The 14,682-nt window shown below is 63.4% G+C and carries 14 protein-coding genes; 7 read left to right on the forward strand and 7 right to left on the reverse strand.

Annotated features, from left to right (window positions below; genetic code table 11):
- Positions 1 to 5: 5 nt before the first annotated feature.
- From LB572_RS07215 to LB572_RS07230, 4 genes are all read right to left on the reverse strand, one after another.
- On the reverse strand, positions 6 to 1,100 hold the full coding sequence (locus LB572_RS07215) for an ABC transporter permease (protein ID WP_224667240.1): 1,095 nt from the start codon (positions 1,098 to 1,100) through the stop codon (positions 6 to 8).
- Positions 1,084 to 2,625, reverse strand: a complete 1,542-nt coding sequence (locus LB572_RS07220) for an ABC transporter ATP-binding protein (protein WP_224667241.1) — start codon at positions 2,623 to 2,625, stop codon at positions 1,084 to 1,086. The genes LB572_RS07215 and LB572_RS07220 overlap by 17 nt, the downstream gene beginning before the upstream one ends.
- 95 nt (positions 2,626 to 2,720) lie before the next feature.
- Positions 2,721 to 3,815, reverse strand: coding sequence for a BMP family ABC transporter substrate-binding protein (locus LB572_RS07225; protein ID WP_140808585.1), 1,095 nt, complete (start codon positions 3,813 to 3,815; stop codon positions 2,721 to 2,723).
- On the reverse strand, positions 3,812 to 4,648 hold the full coding sequence (locus LB572_RS07230) for a GntR family transcriptional regulator (RefSeq protein WP_140808587.1): 837 nt from the start codon (positions 4,646 to 4,648) through the stop codon (positions 3,812 to 3,814). Before LB572_RS07230 ends, LB572_RS07225 begins: the two co-directional genes overlap by 4 nt.
- A gap of 251 nt (positions 4,649 to 4,899) precedes the next feature.
- Here LB572_RS07230 and LB572_RS07235 point away from each other — a divergent pair, with 251 nt between their 5' ends.
- The 5 genes from LB572_RS07235 (at position 4,900) to LB572_RS07255 (ending at position 10,379) form a co-directional block, all read left to right on the forward strand.
- Positions 4,900 to 5,757, forward strand: a complete 858-nt coding sequence (locus LB572_RS07235; protein WP_140808589.1) for an aromatic ring-hydroxylating oxygenase subunit alpha — start codon at positions 4,900 to 4,902, stop codon at positions 5,755 to 5,757.
- 33 nt (positions 5,758 to 5,790) lie between these two features.
- Positions 5,791 to 6,681 carry an aromatic ring-hydroxylating oxygenase subunit alpha gene (locus LB572_RS07240; RefSeq protein ID WP_140808591.1) on the forward strand — a complete coding sequence of 297 codons (891 nt, stop codon included), beginning with the start codon at positions 5,791 to 5,793 and terminating at the stop codon, positions 6,679 to 6,681.
- Between the two features lie 25 nt (positions 6,682 to 6,706).
- A complete protein-coding gene (locus LB572_RS07245; protein ID WP_140808593.1) occupies positions 6,707 to 8,473 on the forward strand; it encodes a Rieske 2Fe-2S domain-containing protein in 1,767 nt (588 codons plus the stop codon).
- Between the two features lie 70 nt (positions 8,474 to 8,543).
- Positions 8,544 to 9,194 (forward strand): glutathione S-transferase family protein, encoded by a 651-nt coding sequence (locus LB572_RS07250; protein ID WP_140808595.1) that lies wholly within the window; start codon positions 8,544 to 8,546, stop codon positions 9,192 to 9,194.
- 57 nt (positions 9,195 to 9,251) lie between these two features.
- Positions 9,252 to 10,379: an S-(hydroxymethyl)glutathione dehydrogenase/class III alcohol dehydrogenase gene (locus LB572_RS07255; protein WP_140811622.1), complete on the forward strand. Its 1,128-nt coding sequence runs from the start codon at positions 9,252 to 9,254 to the stop codon at positions 10,377 to 10,379.
- Positions 10,380 to 10,558: 179 nt separating this feature from the next.
- Here the strand turns inward: LB572_RS07255 and LB572_RS07260 are convergent, their stop codons facing one another.
- The 3 genes from LB572_RS07260 to LB572_RS07270 all read right to left on the reverse strand — a co-directional run bounded on the left by LB572_RS07260 (position 10,559) and on the right by LB572_RS07270 (position 12,598).
- On the reverse strand, positions 10,559 to 10,822 hold the full coding sequence (locus tag LB572_RS07260; RefSeq protein ID WP_140803242.1) for a helix-turn-helix domain-containing protein: 264 nt from the start codon (positions 10,820 to 10,822) through the stop codon (positions 10,559 to 10,561).
- Positions 10,823 to 11,105: 283 nt separating this feature from the next.
- The gene (locus tag LB572_RS07265; RefSeq protein WP_140803241.1) at positions 11,106 to 11,585 is read right to left on the reverse strand and encodes a MaoC family dehydratase; all 480 of its coding nucleotides are present in this window, start codon (positions 11,583 to 11,585) and stop codon (positions 11,106 to 11,108) included.
- Positions 11,582 to 12,598: an aldo/keto reductase gene (locus LB572_RS07270; protein ID WP_140803240.1), complete on the reverse strand. Its 1,017-nt coding sequence runs from the start codon at positions 12,596 to 12,598 to the stop codon at positions 11,582 to 11,584. Before LB572_RS07270 ends, LB572_RS07265 begins: the two co-directional genes overlap by 4 nt.
- A 158-nt stretch (positions 12,599 to 12,756) precedes the next feature.
- Between LB572_RS07270 and LB572_RS07275 the strand changes: the two genes are divergently transcribed.
- Positions 12,757 to 13,902 carry an acyl-CoA dehydrogenase family protein gene (locus tag LB572_RS07275; RefSeq protein WP_140803239.1) on the forward strand — a complete coding sequence of 382 codons (1,146 nt, stop codon included), beginning with the start codon at positions 12,757 to 12,759 and terminating at the stop codon, positions 13,900 to 13,902.
- Positions 13,902 to 14,681: a 3-ketoacyl-ACP reductase gene (locus tag LB572_RS07280; protein WP_140803238.1), complete on the forward strand. Its 780-nt coding sequence runs from the start codon at positions 13,902 to 13,904 to the stop codon at positions 14,679 to 14,681. Before LB572_RS07275 ends, LB572_RS07280 begins: the two co-directional genes overlap by 1 nt.
- The last annotated feature ends 1 nt before the right edge of the window (position 14,682 follow it).

The following is a 14,682-nucleotide window of genomic DNA, read 5'->3' on the forward strand; positions in this document are numbered from 1 at the left end:
TCCCGCTACCGCGCCGCTTTTATCGCATGGGTGTCTGTGGCCGGCCGCACCATGCGGATGCGATAGAAGATGAAGAAGTCGGCCGCGAGCAGGAAGAACAGCAGGATGCCCTGGAAGATGCGCGTCAGCGCCGAGGGCAGGCCAAGTGTCATCTGAACGCCTTCGCCGCCGAGGAAGAGCAGCGACATCAATAGCCCACCGAGCACGATGCCGAAGGCGTTCAGCCGTCCAATGAAGGCGACGATGATGGCGGCAAATCCGTAGCCGGGAGAAATCTGCGGCGAGAGCTGTCCGAGCGGCCCGGCGGCTTCCGCCATGCCGGCGACGCCGGCCGCGGCGCCGCCCGCCAGCAACCCGATCCAGACGGCGGCGGATTCGCGAAAGCCGGCATAGCGGGCCGCCAGGGGGGCTGCGCCGCTCACCGACATCTTGTAGCCGAGAAAGCTGCGGTCGGTGAACAGCCACATCAACAGCACGGCGACCACGGTGATGAAGATGGAGGAATTCAGCCGGTAAGCGGGATCGAAGGATTGAAACATTGCCGCGGCCGGCAGCAGCGCCGTCTGCGGGTAGTTGAAGCCGGCCGGATCGCGCCACGGTCCGTGCACGAGATAGGACAGGAACAGCGTTGCGATATAGGTCATCATCAGCGTGACCAGGATCTCGTTGGTGTTCATCCGTGAGCGCAGGAAGGCGGGGATCGCGGCCCAAGCCATTCCCGCGCCCATGCCGGCCAGAAACATCAGCGGCAACAAGAGCATGCTCTCGGGGTTCGGCCAGAACAGGCCGACACCGCTGGCTGCAACCGCGCCCAAGGTGAACTGCCCCTCGGCGCCGATGTTCCAGACATTGGCGCGGAAGCCGATCGCCAGCCCGCAGGCGATCAGGATCAATGGCGAGGCTTTTAAGAGCCATTCCGACAGGCCGTTCATCGAGCTCAGCGGCTCGACGAAGAAGGCGTAGAGCGTCGGCAGCGGATCGTGCCCGAGCGAGGCAAAGAAGATCGAGCCGACGATCAGCGTCAGGATCGACGCCAGCAACGGTGCGGCAATGCGCATCGCGGCCGAGGGCTCCGGCCGTTGTTCAATCCTGAAGTGCAACGCTGCCACTCCCCTTCTGGTCGTTGCTGGTCGTTCGTCCAGTCATCAAAAGCCCGATCTCTTCGCGGTCGGTGCTTGCGCGGACAAGCGGCGGCGAAACGCGACCCTGGCAGATCACCAGCAGCTGGTCGCAAATCTCGAACAGCTCGTCGAGCTCTTCCGAAACGACGAACACCGCTGTGCCGGCGCGGCTGAGGTCGACGATGGTCTGGCGGATGAAGGCGCTTGCGCCGACATCGACGCCCCAGGTCGGCTGCGAGACAAGCAGCAGCTTCGGCGCCAGCGCGATCTCGCGGCCAACGATGAATTTCTGCAGGTTGCCGCCGGACAGGCTCTGCGCCGTCGCACCCGGCCCGTTGGCCTTGACCTTGAACCGATCGATGATGCCGGCGGCGAAGGCGCTGGCCCGGCGGCGGTCGACAAGGCCCTTGCGCACGGTGCCGACGCGATGGGCGGTCAGTACAGCGTTTTCCCACAGCGTGTGCGAGGGCACCGCGCCGCGCCCGAGCCGCTCTTCCGGAACGAAGGCGAGGCCGAGCTTGCGGCGCTCGTCGGGCCGCAATGCGGCCGCGGGCATTCCGCTGATTTTGATCGCGCCGCCTTGAGCGTGCCGGCGCTCGCCGCTGAGCAGCGCGATGAGCTCGGCCTGGCCGTTGCCGGAGACGCCTGCCAGGCCGACGATCTCGCCGCCATGCACGTTGAAGGACACATCCTTCAGGTCGACGCCGAAATGGTCGCGGGCGCTCGCCGACAGGTTCCTGACCTCGAGCACTGGCCGTTCGCTCGGCGCCGCCGGGCTGACATGCATTTCCGGTAGTTTCGAGCCGACCATCATGCGGGCGAGCTCAAGCGAGGTGGTTTCCTTCGGCCGCGCCGTACCGGTGACCTTGCCGTTGCGCAGCACGGTGGCGATATCGCAGAGCTCCTGCACCTCGTCGAGCTTGTGGCTGATATAGACGATGGAGCAGCCCTCGGCCGAAAGCTGCCGAAGGGTGTCGAACAGCTTGACCACGGCTTGCGGCGTCAGCACCGAAGTCGGCTCGTCCAAGATCAGGAGCTTCGGCGCCTGCAAGAGGCAGCGCACGATTTCGACGCGCTGCCGCTCGCCGACCGACAGGTCGTGCACCTGGCGATGCGGGTCGATGGGCATGCCGTAGCGCAACGACAGCTCGCGGATATTCTCGGCGAGCGAGGGCAGGTCGAAGGCGCTGCTTGCCGAGAGCGCGATGTTCTCGACCACCGAGACGGATTCGAACAGCGCGAAATGCTGGTAGACCATCTCGATGCCGAGCGCGCGCGACATCGCCGGGTTGTGCGCGGTGATCAGCTTGCCGTCGCAATAGATCTCGCCGGAATCCGCTTGCGCCGCACCATATATGATCTTCATCAGGGTCGATTTGCCGGCGCCGTTTTCGCCAAGCACTGCATGGATTTCGCCGGGCTGAATCGTCAATGAGACGTCGTCATTGGCGATGACGCCGGGATAGCGCTTGGAGATATTGCGCAATTCTAGTCGCGGATGCATGGCGGGTCCTGCCGGGCTTGCAGCGGGGTTGGACGGGAACCAGGAGGGCGACGCCGAGGAAAGAGCCTCGGCGTTCCCGGGGTCTATGAAGCTGATCAGCTCAGCTTGCCGATCATTCCCTTGACGAACCAGTTCATGCCGCGAATGCCGTCGTCGTCGAGCACCGATCCAGCCGCGACCTTGACGTTGCCGTCCTGGTCCTTCAGTTCGCCGGCATACGGATGCACCTTGCCGCTGCCGATATCGGCTTCCAACTGCTTCAGCTTGGCCTTGCTGTCGGCCGGGATGCCTTCATTGTAGGGCGCCATCTTGACCACACCGGCGGCCAGTCCGTCCCAGCGCACTTCCGGCTTCCAGGTGCCGGCCGCGACAGCCTTGGCGGCGCCGACATAGTCGCTGGTCCAGTCGAGCACGAAGGACGTCAACTGCTTGCCCGAGGCGAATTTCGACATGTCGCTGGCATAGCCGATCGACCACGCGCCGCCTTCGCCGGCGACTTGAACACCGGTCGCCGTATCCGTCATCGAGCAGATGACGTCGCAGCCTTGCGAGAGCAGCGTCTTGGCGGCCTCTTTCTCCTTGCCCGGATCGAACCAGGAATTGAGGAAGATGGCGTTGCAGGTGGCGTTCGGATTGACGCTCTGCGCGCCGAGCAGCAGCGCGTTGGCCGGGCCGACGATGTCGGGGATCGGGAAGCCGCCGATGAAACCGATCTTGCCTGATTTCGACATATAGCCGCCGGCCGCGCCGGCGACGAAAGTGCCTTCATAATACTTTGCTTCGAAGGTGCCGAGATTGGCGAGGTGGACGATGCCCGAGCAATGCTCGAACGCGATCTTGGGGAAGCGCGGCGCCACCTTCTGCATCGGCGTGCCGTGCGAGAAGCTGGTGCCGAAGATGAGCTGATTGCCGGCGCTGGCCAGCTCGCGGAAAACGCGCTCCGCATCCTGCGGCATGAAGATGTTGTCGATGACGGTGAGCTTTGCCTTGTCGCCGAACGCGGACTTGATCGCCTCGACGCCAAGGCTGTGCTGCTTGGTCCAGCCGATCTCGGCGATCGGCGAGACATAGACGACGCCGATCTTGAGCACGTCGTCGGCCCTGGCGATGGTGCTCAGTCCGCCGGTGCCGAGCGCCGCACCCAGCGCGCCGCTGTATTTCAGGAATCCACGCCTTGTCAGGTCGTTCATGCTGGTAACCCTCTGTTGGTTTTTTTAGCGGATGCCCGGCTTTTCGGTGCCGGATCTTGCTTGGGGAGATGGACATGCACATGCGCTGTGCCGTTGCCGTTCCCGGATGGGCGTGTCGGTGCTCGCGGCGCGATCGGAGCCGCGCTGTCGGCCCGGCCGTCGAGGTAGGGCGCCAACGCCTCGGCCGGCGTCATTTCCGCGTAGACCTCGCGATCCATGATGTAGCCGCGCACCACCGCGCGGTGATGGGTGTCGATCAGGTCCATGGCCTGTTTCAGCCGGCCCTTTTCGAGAAGGTCGACGACGCGCGAATGGTCGTCGAGCAGATTGCAGTAGTCGAAATCGGCGGTGATCAGCGAGCGCAGCAATGTGGTGCGGCGCACGAGCTGGGCATGGATTTCCTGCATCACCTTGTTGCGGCTGAGCCGCACGAACACCGAATGGAATTCCTGGCCGAGCACGTCGGCCAGCGCGTCGTTGCCGGCGGCGACCGCCTGGCGCTGGCGCTCCACATGCTGGCGCAGCTCCGCCCATCCGGCAGGGCCGAGGCGATCGCTGAGCTGGGCGGCCACGCCCTGTTCGACGAGCGTCAGCGCATCGTAGATCTCCATCGCCTCCTGCATGCTCGGCTTGGCGACGAAAGCGCCGCGATTGCGCTCGATCTGTGCCAGTCCGTCATCGGCCAGCCGTATCAGCGCCTGGCGCACGACGATGCGGCTGACGTCGAAAATCTCGGAAAGCTCGCGCTCGCCGAGCTTGCAGCCAGGCACCAGCCGATGGTCGATGATGGCGCGCGTCAGAATATCCGCTATCGTCTGGGAACGGCTGCTCAAGGCGCGGTTCTCCGCGGGTTCGAGGACATGATCAGCAGGCTTTCCGTAGTGAAGACATGCGCCGCCAGGACACGGCATATCCCAGATTCAGAATTTCATACATCGGAGGTCAATCATCGAAACCTGTCAACACAAAAATGAGTTTTGGCTGACAAAAAATCGTTGATTGATATCCAATCTTGTGTTTTCGTCCTGTCGAAACGCCGGGCTAGGTTCATGGTGAAGGGCTAGCCGAGTTGGAGGGGATGCCGATGGCTACCCACTGCGTCGACCGAGAGCTCCTGAACGACTGGCACATCGTCGCCGACCAGGAATCGCTCCCCCAGGAAAAGCCGTTTGCAACACGCCTGCTTGGCGTCGATCTTGTGGTACGCAGGCGCTCGGGGAGCGTCGAGGTCATTCGCGACGACACGGGCGCCGCGCTGAAATCGGCCGAGCGCTACGGCTTCGTCTGGGCCTGTCTCGACAAGCCTTGGCGCGATATCGTCTACATCCCCGAGGCAAACGAATCGGACCGACACCTCGTCAGCGGTGGATCCATCGCGGTCAAGGTTTCCGGCTTGCGCGCCGTCGAGAATTTTCTCGACATGGGCCACTTCCCCTTCGTCCACACCGGATGGCTGGGCGAGGAGCCGCATACCGAGGTGGCGCCCTACAATGTCGAGATCACCGCGCAGGACGAAGTACTGGCGACCGAGTGCAAATTCTACCAGCCTGTGGCATCGCCCAACGCCAAGGAAGGCTTCGTCGTCGACTACATCTACAAGGTGATCCGGCCCTATACGGTGGCGCTCTACAAGAGCAATCCGATCCAGAAGCATCGTCTCGACGTCATCACGCTGTTCGTGCAGCCGGTCGATGAAGAGAACTGCATCGCGCATCCCTATCTCTGCTACCTCAAGGAAGGCATGGAGGCGGCGACGGTGCGCAGCTTCATGCAACTGATCTTCGCGCAGGACAAGCCGATCCTGGAGAACCAGGTGCCGAGGCGCCTGCCGCTCGATCCGCGCGCCGAAACGCCGATCCGGGCCGATGCCGTCTCGGTTTCCTACCGCCGCTGGCTGCGCGACCGCGCCGTCACCTACGGCGCCATACCGGCGCGGATCTGACAGATGGCCGCCGATATTCCGAAGGATAATGCGATGACGAAATGCACGGACCCCGTGGTCCTCGATCTCTGGCATCCGATTGGCGCGATTGCCGAGGCCGTTCCTGGTATCGCCCAGCAGACCGTGCTGCTCGAAGAGCGCATCAGTTTCGAGGTCGGCACGGATGGTTCGCCGATCGTCTGGCGCTCGCGGCCCGATATGCAGCGGGCTGACCAGATTACAGCTGCGGAGAGGCTGCCGGCGAAAAACGCCTATGGCTATGTCTGGACCTCGCTGGGCGCGCCTCCGGCCGAGCTCTTCCCGATCCCGGAATATGCCGAACCGGACCGTCGCCGGCTCAACGCGGCGACTTTCGGCGTCAACGTCTCGGCGCCGCGCGCCATCGAGAACTTTCTCGACATGGGCCACTTCCCTTATGTGCATACCGACATTCTCGGCGCCGAGCCGCACACCGAGGTCAAGGAATACGATGTCGAGATATCGGTCGACCGTGACGAGATTCTCGCGACACGCTGCCGCTTCTTCCAGCCGATGGCTTCGACAGCGTCCGACGGCGGAGCCGACGTCGACTATGTCTACCGCGTGCCGCATCCCTATTGCTCGGTGCTCTATAAATCGAGCCCGGTCGACGAGAGCCGGCGCGATGTGATCGCCATCTTCCTGCAGCCGGTCGACCAGGAGCATGTGCGCGCCCACATGCTGCTTTGCGTGCTGGACGAGAACAGCGAAGACAAGGTCATCAAGCGCTTCCAGCAGACGATCTTCGGCCAGGACAAGCCGATCCTGGAGAACCAGGTGCCGAAGCGCCTGCCGCTCGATCCACGCGCCGAAACCCCGATCCGCGCCGACAAATCGGCGATCGCCTACCGGCGCTGGCTTAGCCAGAAGGGCGTGACCTACGGGGTCATTCCCGCGGCGGCCTGAGCAAGACATTTTTTGGAGACGACGAATGCTGGAAGTAGCCAAAAGCCAGTGGCATCCGATCGCCGCTGCCCATGATCTGCCTTACCGCCATGTGTTCCATGGCCAGTTGCTCGGCCGCGAGTTCGCCGTCTGGCGCGCCGATGACGGCTACGTCAACATCTGGGAGAACCGCTGCCTGCATCGCGGCGTGAGGCTGTCGATCGGCATCAATGACGGCCGCGAGCTGAAGTGCCAATATCACGGCTGGCGCTATTCGAACCGCACCGCCGGCTGCACCTATATCCCCGCGCATCCGGCCGACGCGCCGGCCCGCACCATCACCAACCGCACCTATCCGGCGGTCGAGCGCTATGGCCTGGTCTGGTCCTCGGAAGAGGCGTTGGGCGAGGTGCCGGATGTCGCAGGCCTTGCCGAGGGCAAGCTGCTGGCCCTGCGTGGCATCCCGGTCAACGCGCCGGCCGACAAGATTACCAAGGCGTTGAAGGCCTATCGCTTCCAACCGAGTGGCGCGATCGGCGGCAATGGCGCCGAAATAGCCGTCGAGGCCGCTCAGGATTTTGCCGTGGCGCTGCGCTCGCGCGACAGTGGCGCCGAGACGCTTGGCGTGTTCTTTGTCCAGCCGGTCGATTCCAACCGTTCGGTCATCCGCGGCGTTCTCGACCATGAGGCTGAAGGGTCTGCGCGCATCGCTATCCTGCGCCACCACAACGAACGGCTGTCCAAGCTCCGCGACGAGGTCGAGCGCAATGTGGCCAACGTACCAGCGCCGGCGCCTATCGAGCCGACTTACGAACGGGTGTCGGCTGAGCTTGCTGAAATGCCGGAATTGACCGCGCATGGCCGCAAGGCGGCGCTGCGCGTCACCGTGGCCAGGAAGTGGCAGACGGCCGACGGCATTGCCGGTTTCGAGCTGCGGCCAATCAAGGGCATCCTGCCCACCTTCCAGCCCGGCGCGCATATCGACGTCCATATGCCCAATGGCGAAATCCGCCAATATTCGATCACCAACGGACCCGGCGAAACCGACAGTTTCACCATCGGCGTCAAGCTGGAGAAGGATTCGAAGGGTGGCTCAAAATGCATGCACGAGACGGTGCGGGAGGGCGACGTGCTGGCGATTTCCGAGCCGCGCAACAACTTCCCGCTGCGCCGCGATGCCATCAAGACGATCTTCGTCGCTGGCGGCATCGGTATCACACCGCTTTTGGCCATGGCGCAGGCGCTGAAGAACCAGGATCTGACGCACGAACTGCACTATTTCGCGCAGGGCGAAGAACATCTTGCTTTCGCCGATCGCCTGAAGCTGCTCGGCGAGTCATTGAAGCCGCATCTCGGACTGTCGCCGGACGCGACCGGCGCCGAGCTTCGCCGCGTGCTTGCCCTCTACCGGAACGGCATGCACCTCTACATCTGCGGCCCAGGCCCGATGCTGGAGGCGGCGCGCAAGATCGCGGCAAAGCAGGGCTGGCCAGACAGCGCCGTGCATTTCGAGTATTTCAAGAACACCAACAAGATCGATGACAGTTCGAGCTTCGAGGTGGCGCTGGCGCGCTCCTGCGTCACGCTGCAGGTGCCGGCCGGCAAGACGATCCTGCAGGTGATGCGCGAAAGCGGCATCGACGTGCCGTCGTCCTGCGAGCAGGGCGCTTGCGGCACCTGTGTCGCGACCGTGATCGAAGGCGAGCCCGATCATCAGGACGTCTATCTCAACGACGCCGAGCGCAAGGCTGGAACGAAGATCATGACCTGTGTCTCGCGCGCCAAATCGGCGCGCCTCGTGCTGGATATCTAACTGTTTGTTTTACGCAATTCCGAACGGAAAACCGCTACGCACTTTTCCTGGAATTGCTTAGGAGCTACCGATGATCACGCTTTACGATTACGAGCTGTCCGGCAATTGCTACAAATTGCGGCTTTTGATGAGCTTCCTCGGCATCGACCACAAAACCGTGCCGGTCGACTTCTATCCCGGACGCGAGCACAAGTCGGAATGGTTCCTGAAGCTCAATCCGCTGGGACAACTGCCGGTAATCGACGACGACGGGCTGATCCTGCGCGACGCGCAGGCGATCCTTGTCTATCTGGCGTCGAAATACGACCCGTCCGGCACATGGTACCCGAGGGATAATCCGGCCTTGCTCGGCGAGATCAGCCAGTGGCTGGCCTTTGCCGACGGCATCACAGGGACGGCCTCGGCCGCCCGCCTGCACGATGCGCTGTTCTACGATTTCGACATCGAGGCCGCGCGCGCCGGCGCGCACCGGTTGTTCCGCATCCTCGATGAGCATCTCTGGTTCGGCGAGCAGGAGGGCCGCGGATGGATCTGTTCGGCGGCGCATCCGACGATCGCCGACATCGCCTGCTTTCCCTACATCATGCTCTCGGAAGAGGGGGGTATTCCACGCCAGGATTATCCGGCGATCCGGCGCTGGTGCGATCGCGTAAAGCGCATCAAGGGCTTTGTCGTCATGTCGGGCGTGTTTCCGGCCGGGCCCGCCAGAGCCGCCGCATAAGTTTCAAGCCACGAAGCCGGGCGCTCGCTTCGGCCAACCAAATCGGGAGAGGGAAAAATGAAAACGCGTGCCGCCGTAGCCGTTGCCGCCGGAAAGCCGCTTGAGATCATGGAGGTGGACCTTGAAGGTCCGCGCGAGGGCGAGGTGCTGGTCGAGGTGAAGGCGACCGGCATCTGCCACACCGACGAGTTCACGCTGTCGGGCGCCGATCCGGAAGGCCTGTTCCCGGCGATCCTGGGCCATGAGGGCGCCGGCATCGTCGTCGATGTCGGCAAGGGCGTGACCTCGGTCAGGAAGGGCGACCATGTCATCCCGCTCTACACGCCCGAATGCCGGCAGTGCCCGTCCTGCCTGTCGAGGAAGACCAATTTGTGCACCGCCATCCGCGCCACGCAGGGGCAAGGGTTGATGCCCGACGGTTCGTCGCGCTTCTCGATCGGGGGCGAAAAACTGTTCCACTATATGGGCTGCTCGACCTTCTCCAACTTCACCGTGCTGCCGGAGATCGCGGTGGCCAAGGTCAATCCAGACGCCCCCTTCGACAAGATCTGCTACATCGGCTGCGGGGTCACGACCGGCATCGGCGCGGTCATCAACACCGCCAAGGTCGAGCAAGGGGCGACAGCGGTCGTCTTCGGCCTCGGCGGCATCGGCCTCAACGTCATCCAGGGGCTTCGCCTTGCCGGCGCCGACATGATCATCGGCGTCGATTTGAACAACGACAAGAAGGCTTGGGGCGAGAAGTTCGGCATGACGCATTTCGTCAATCCGAAGGAGATCGACGGCGACGTCGTGCCTTACCTGGTCAACATGACCAAGCGCGGCGCCGACCAGATCGGCGGCGCCGACTACACGTTCGACTGCACCGGCAACACCAAGGTGATGCGCCAGGCGCTGGAGGCTTCGCATCGCGGCTGGGGCAAGTCGGTCGTCATCGGCGTTGCCGGCGCCGGCCAGGAGATATCGACCCGTCCCTTCCAGTTGGTCACCGGCCGCAGCTGGATGGGCACCGCCTTCGGCGGCGCGCGCGGCCGCACCGATGTACCCAGGATCGTCGACTGGTACATGGAGAAAAAGATCCAGATCGACCCGATGATCACCCACACGCTGAAGCTCGAGGACATCAACAAGGGTTTCGACCTCATGCATGAGGGCAAGTCGATCAGGAGCGTCGTGGTTTACTGAAGCAATTCCAGGAAAAGCGTGCGGTTTTCCGTCCGGAATTGCGCAAGATACGCCGCGCCGAAGGTTCTGTGTTCCCAAACTACCGTGCCTTCCAAGCAACGGCGTAAGACCGGCGGTGCAGTCGAGCCAGCGCAGCTCGATCGCGCCGCCGGTGCAGTTTTGCGAGGGCTGCCGCTCGGCTATTTGCCGACGATCACATTCATGTCGGGCAGGGCCATGCCATAGGCGGTGTCGGCGGCGCCTTCGGCGATGTCGCTGGCCAGGCGGTAGCCCTTGTTGGCGCGAACGTCGCGTGGCGACATGCCGAATTGGTCCGAAATCTGCCGCGAGAGGTGGAACGGGTTCTTGTAGCCGCATTGATAGGCGATCTCCGAAATCGACAGCCCCGTCCGCAGCAGCAGCGAATGGCCGTGATGGGCGCGGACCTGCCAGAGGTAGCGCACCGGGGGTCACGCCGATATGCTTGCGAAAGGACGAGACGAGGTGCTGCGGGGTCACGCCGACCAGTGCCGCCAGCCTTTCGACGGTGATCTCCTTTTCGTGATTCTCGTCGTTGGTCTGTATACCGCCATGCAGGCTGCGATCATCCATCGCCATTCGACCGGGCAGGGCAGAAGAAAGCGCTCCGGTTTCGCAGGCGACGTGCCGAGCCGAGCCGAGCCGGCAAGGCCCAGGTGCTTATTCATCGACTCGTCAATGGCGTTGATGAGGTAGGGGTGGGTTCTCTCAAGCCATATCTCGCCGATAAACCATCAACTGGTTGTCGCCTTCCTGCATGATCCGTCCCCACTGATTGCGAACGACAAATCGCAGGCAAAGGATCGCGCGGGCGGGATTGCGAGTGGTCCGCTTGTCCGCGACCGTCACCTCGGCTTTGACGGTGTCGCCAGCGAGCACCGGGGCTGAAAACCGCCATGTCCAGCCGAGCGAGGCTACCGCCCGGAACCGGGCAACGGCATTGTTCTTCAGCCCATCGATAAGAGACAGCACAAGCAGGCCATGCGCCACGCGCGCCGGAAAACCATGCCGGAGTGCCGCCTCGTCGCTCATATGGATTTCGAACCGGTCACCGGTGATTTCGGCGAACGACTCGATGACGGCCGCTGTCACTTCCCTGGAAGGCGTTTCGAAATGGTCGCCGACCTCCACGTCTTCATAGCTCAACCCGAAGCCTGTGAGCGATTTCCCTTTGGTGTCGACGCTCATGCCGGCACCGGAGCGTCTTCTCGCAACAGCCTGCCCTTCTTCAGGTCGTGCCAGAATTCGCCAGGGATAGGGTAACTGAACCAGGCCAGGTTCTGCTCAAGTTGTTGGACAGTACGTGTGCCGGCGCAGAAGGACGGGATGGCCGGGTGCGCCACCACGAACTGCAAGGCGGCGGCCGGCAGCGGGACGCCATGCGCGCGGCAGATTTCCTCGATTTTCGCCACCTTCTCCATGATGGACTTTGGCGCCGGCGAATAATTGTACTTGGCGCCCGGAACGGCACCTGTGGCCAGGATGCCGGAATTGAAGCCGCCGCCAACCAGCACCGCCGCGCCGCGTTCGACGCAAAGCGGCAGGAACTTGTCGAGGGCTTCCTGTTCCAGCAACGTATAGCGGCCCGCCAGCAGGAAGCAGTCGAAGTCGCGCTGCTTCAGGGCCTCGTGGCAAACTTCCCATTCGTTGACCCCAACGCCGATCGCCTTGACGACGCCTTGCGAGCGCAGTTTCTCCAACGCCCGCCAGCAGCCGTCCATCGCCTGCCGGAAGACCTCCGGCTGCTCGTCTCCACGGGTGAACCGATCGATGTCGTGGATGAAAAGCATGTCGATATGTTCGAGCGCCAGGCGCTGCAGCGAATCCTCGAACGACCGCATGGTGCCGTCGTAGGAGTAATCGAAATCCATGGTGTTCGGCGCGGCGTTCGACCACGGCGCGAAGTCGATCTGCGAGCGCTTTGCCGGCTTGAGCACCCTGCCGACCTTGCTGGTGAGGACGAACTCGCCGCGCTTCTTCCACCGAAGCGAATGCCCGGTTCGCAACTCCGAAAGGCCGTGGCCGTACATCGGCGCGGTGTCGTAGAAGCGAATGCCGGCGTCCCAGGCGGTCTGGATCATGGCATCCGCAGTCTGCTCTTCCATGGGCTGAAGGAAATTGCCGATAGGAGCGGTTCCGAACGCGAAGGCCGTAACGTTGAGGCCGGACCGGCCGAATACGCGCTTGTCAGACGGCTTCATGATATCCTCCATTAGTAACCATCTGGTTATTTGTATTCAGTTTCACGCAGCGTCGCAAGCGCTTGTAACGGCGACGCATGGCGATGCGAAGCCCGCCGCTTGACGCCGGTGGCGATTCCAGCATAGTAGTAACTAGATAGTTACATAGGAGGTCGGCCGTGCCGCTGAGCGAAACGCAGCAGCAGGTGCGCGAGATGGCGCGCCAGTTTGCCGAGGACGTCATTCGTCCGGTTGCCGAGGCGCTTGATCGGGACGAGCGCTTCCCCGGCGAGATATATGAGCAGATGGGTGAGCTCGGTCTCTTCGGGATCGGCGTCCCGGAGGCCATGGGCGGCCCCGGCTTCGACACGCTTACCTATGCGTTGGTGATGGAAGAGCTGTCGCGCGGCTATGCATCCGTCGCCGATCAGTGCGGCCTCGTCGAGCTGATCAGCACCTTGCTGGTTCAGCATGGCACTGAGGCGCAGCGGCAACAGTGGTTGGGTCCGACCATGCGCGCCGAGAAGAAGGCCGCCTACTGCATAACCGAGCCCGAAGCGGGCACCGATGTTTCTGGGATACGTACCGCCGCGACGCGCGACGGGGACGGATGGCGGCTGAACGGCGGCAAGATCTGGATCCACAACGCGCCGGTCGCCGACGTCGGTTTCGTGCTGGCGCGCACCGACAAGGCTGCGGGCCATCGCGGCATGTCGATCTTCATCGTCGACCTGCACGCCAAGGGAATAGAGCGCGGCCCGAAGGAACATAAGATGGGTCAGCGGGCCAGCCAGGTCGGCGCGCTCAATTTCAATGACGTCGTTCTGGGACCTGAAGCGCTGCTGGGAGAAGAAGGCCGCGGCTTCCACATGATGATGAGCGTGCTTGACAAGGGACGCGTGGGCATCGCCTCGCTGGCCGTCGGCATCGCGCAAGCGGGGCTCGAGGCAGCGGTCGACTATGCCCAGCAGCGACGCCAGTTCGGCAAGGCGATTGCCGACTTCCAGGGCGTGCAATGGCTGCTTGCCGACATGGCAAAGGACATAGAGGCGGCGCGTCTGCTCGTGCGCAGCGCCGCCGAGAAGATCGATGCGGGGGAAAACGCAACCAAGGCCTGCTCGATCGCCAAATGTTTCGCGGGAGACATAGCCGTGGCTCGCACCGCCGATGCCGTGCAGGTCTTCGGCGGTTCCGGTTACATACGCGGCTTCGAGGTCGAGCGCCTCTATCGGGACGCCAAGATCACGCAGATATATGAAGGCACCAACCAGATCCAGCGCATGATCATCGCCCGCGAGCTCCTCAAGCACGGAGCCCGGGCGTGATGGCCGGATCGCGTCACGCGGCTTTCGTCACCGGATCGAGCCGCGGCATCGGACTGGCGGCTGCATTGGAGCTTGCCCGGCGCGGATTCGGCGTGGCGCTCAACGGTCCGGTCGATGACGAGGAATTGAAATCCGCCGAAGCGGCGGTCGCCGCGCTCGGCGTTCCGGTCGCGCGCGTTGCGGGCGATGTCGCCGATCCGGGCATCCACGAAGGCATGCTCGAAGCCGCCGAGGCCGCCATCGGTCCCCTGTCGACGCTGATCAACAATGCCGGCGTGTCGGTCATCTCGCGTGGCGACCCGCTCGATGTCACGGAGGAGAGCTATGACCGCTGCCAGGCAATCAACACAAAGGCGCAGTTCTTCCTGTCCCAGCGTTGGGCCAGGCGGCTGGTCGCCCGCAAGCGCGATGACGGCCGCTTCTACAGCCTGATCAACGTCTCGTCCTCCAATGCCACGGCGGTGGCGGAACCGCGCTCGGAGTATTGCGTGTCGAAGGCCGGATCCGCCATGGTGAGCCAGGTCTTCGCGGTGCGCCTCGGCCGGGAGAACATCGCCGTCTACGACATCAGGCCCGGCCTGATCGAGACCGCCATGACCAAGGCGGTCAGCGAAACCTACCGGCGCCGCATCGACGAGGAGGGACTGACATTGATCCGCCGCCTCGGCAAGCCGGAAGATGTCGGCCGCGTCATGGCGACGCTCGCCACGGGCGAGCTGCCATATACGACAGGCCATGTCATTGCCGTCGACGCGGGCATGCTGGTGCCGCGGTTCTGAC

Source organism: Mesorhizobium sp. BH1-1-5, assembly GCF_020165615.1.
Lineage (GTDB): Bacteria > Pseudomonadota > Alphaproteobacteria > Rhizobiales > Rhizobiaceae > Mesorhizobium.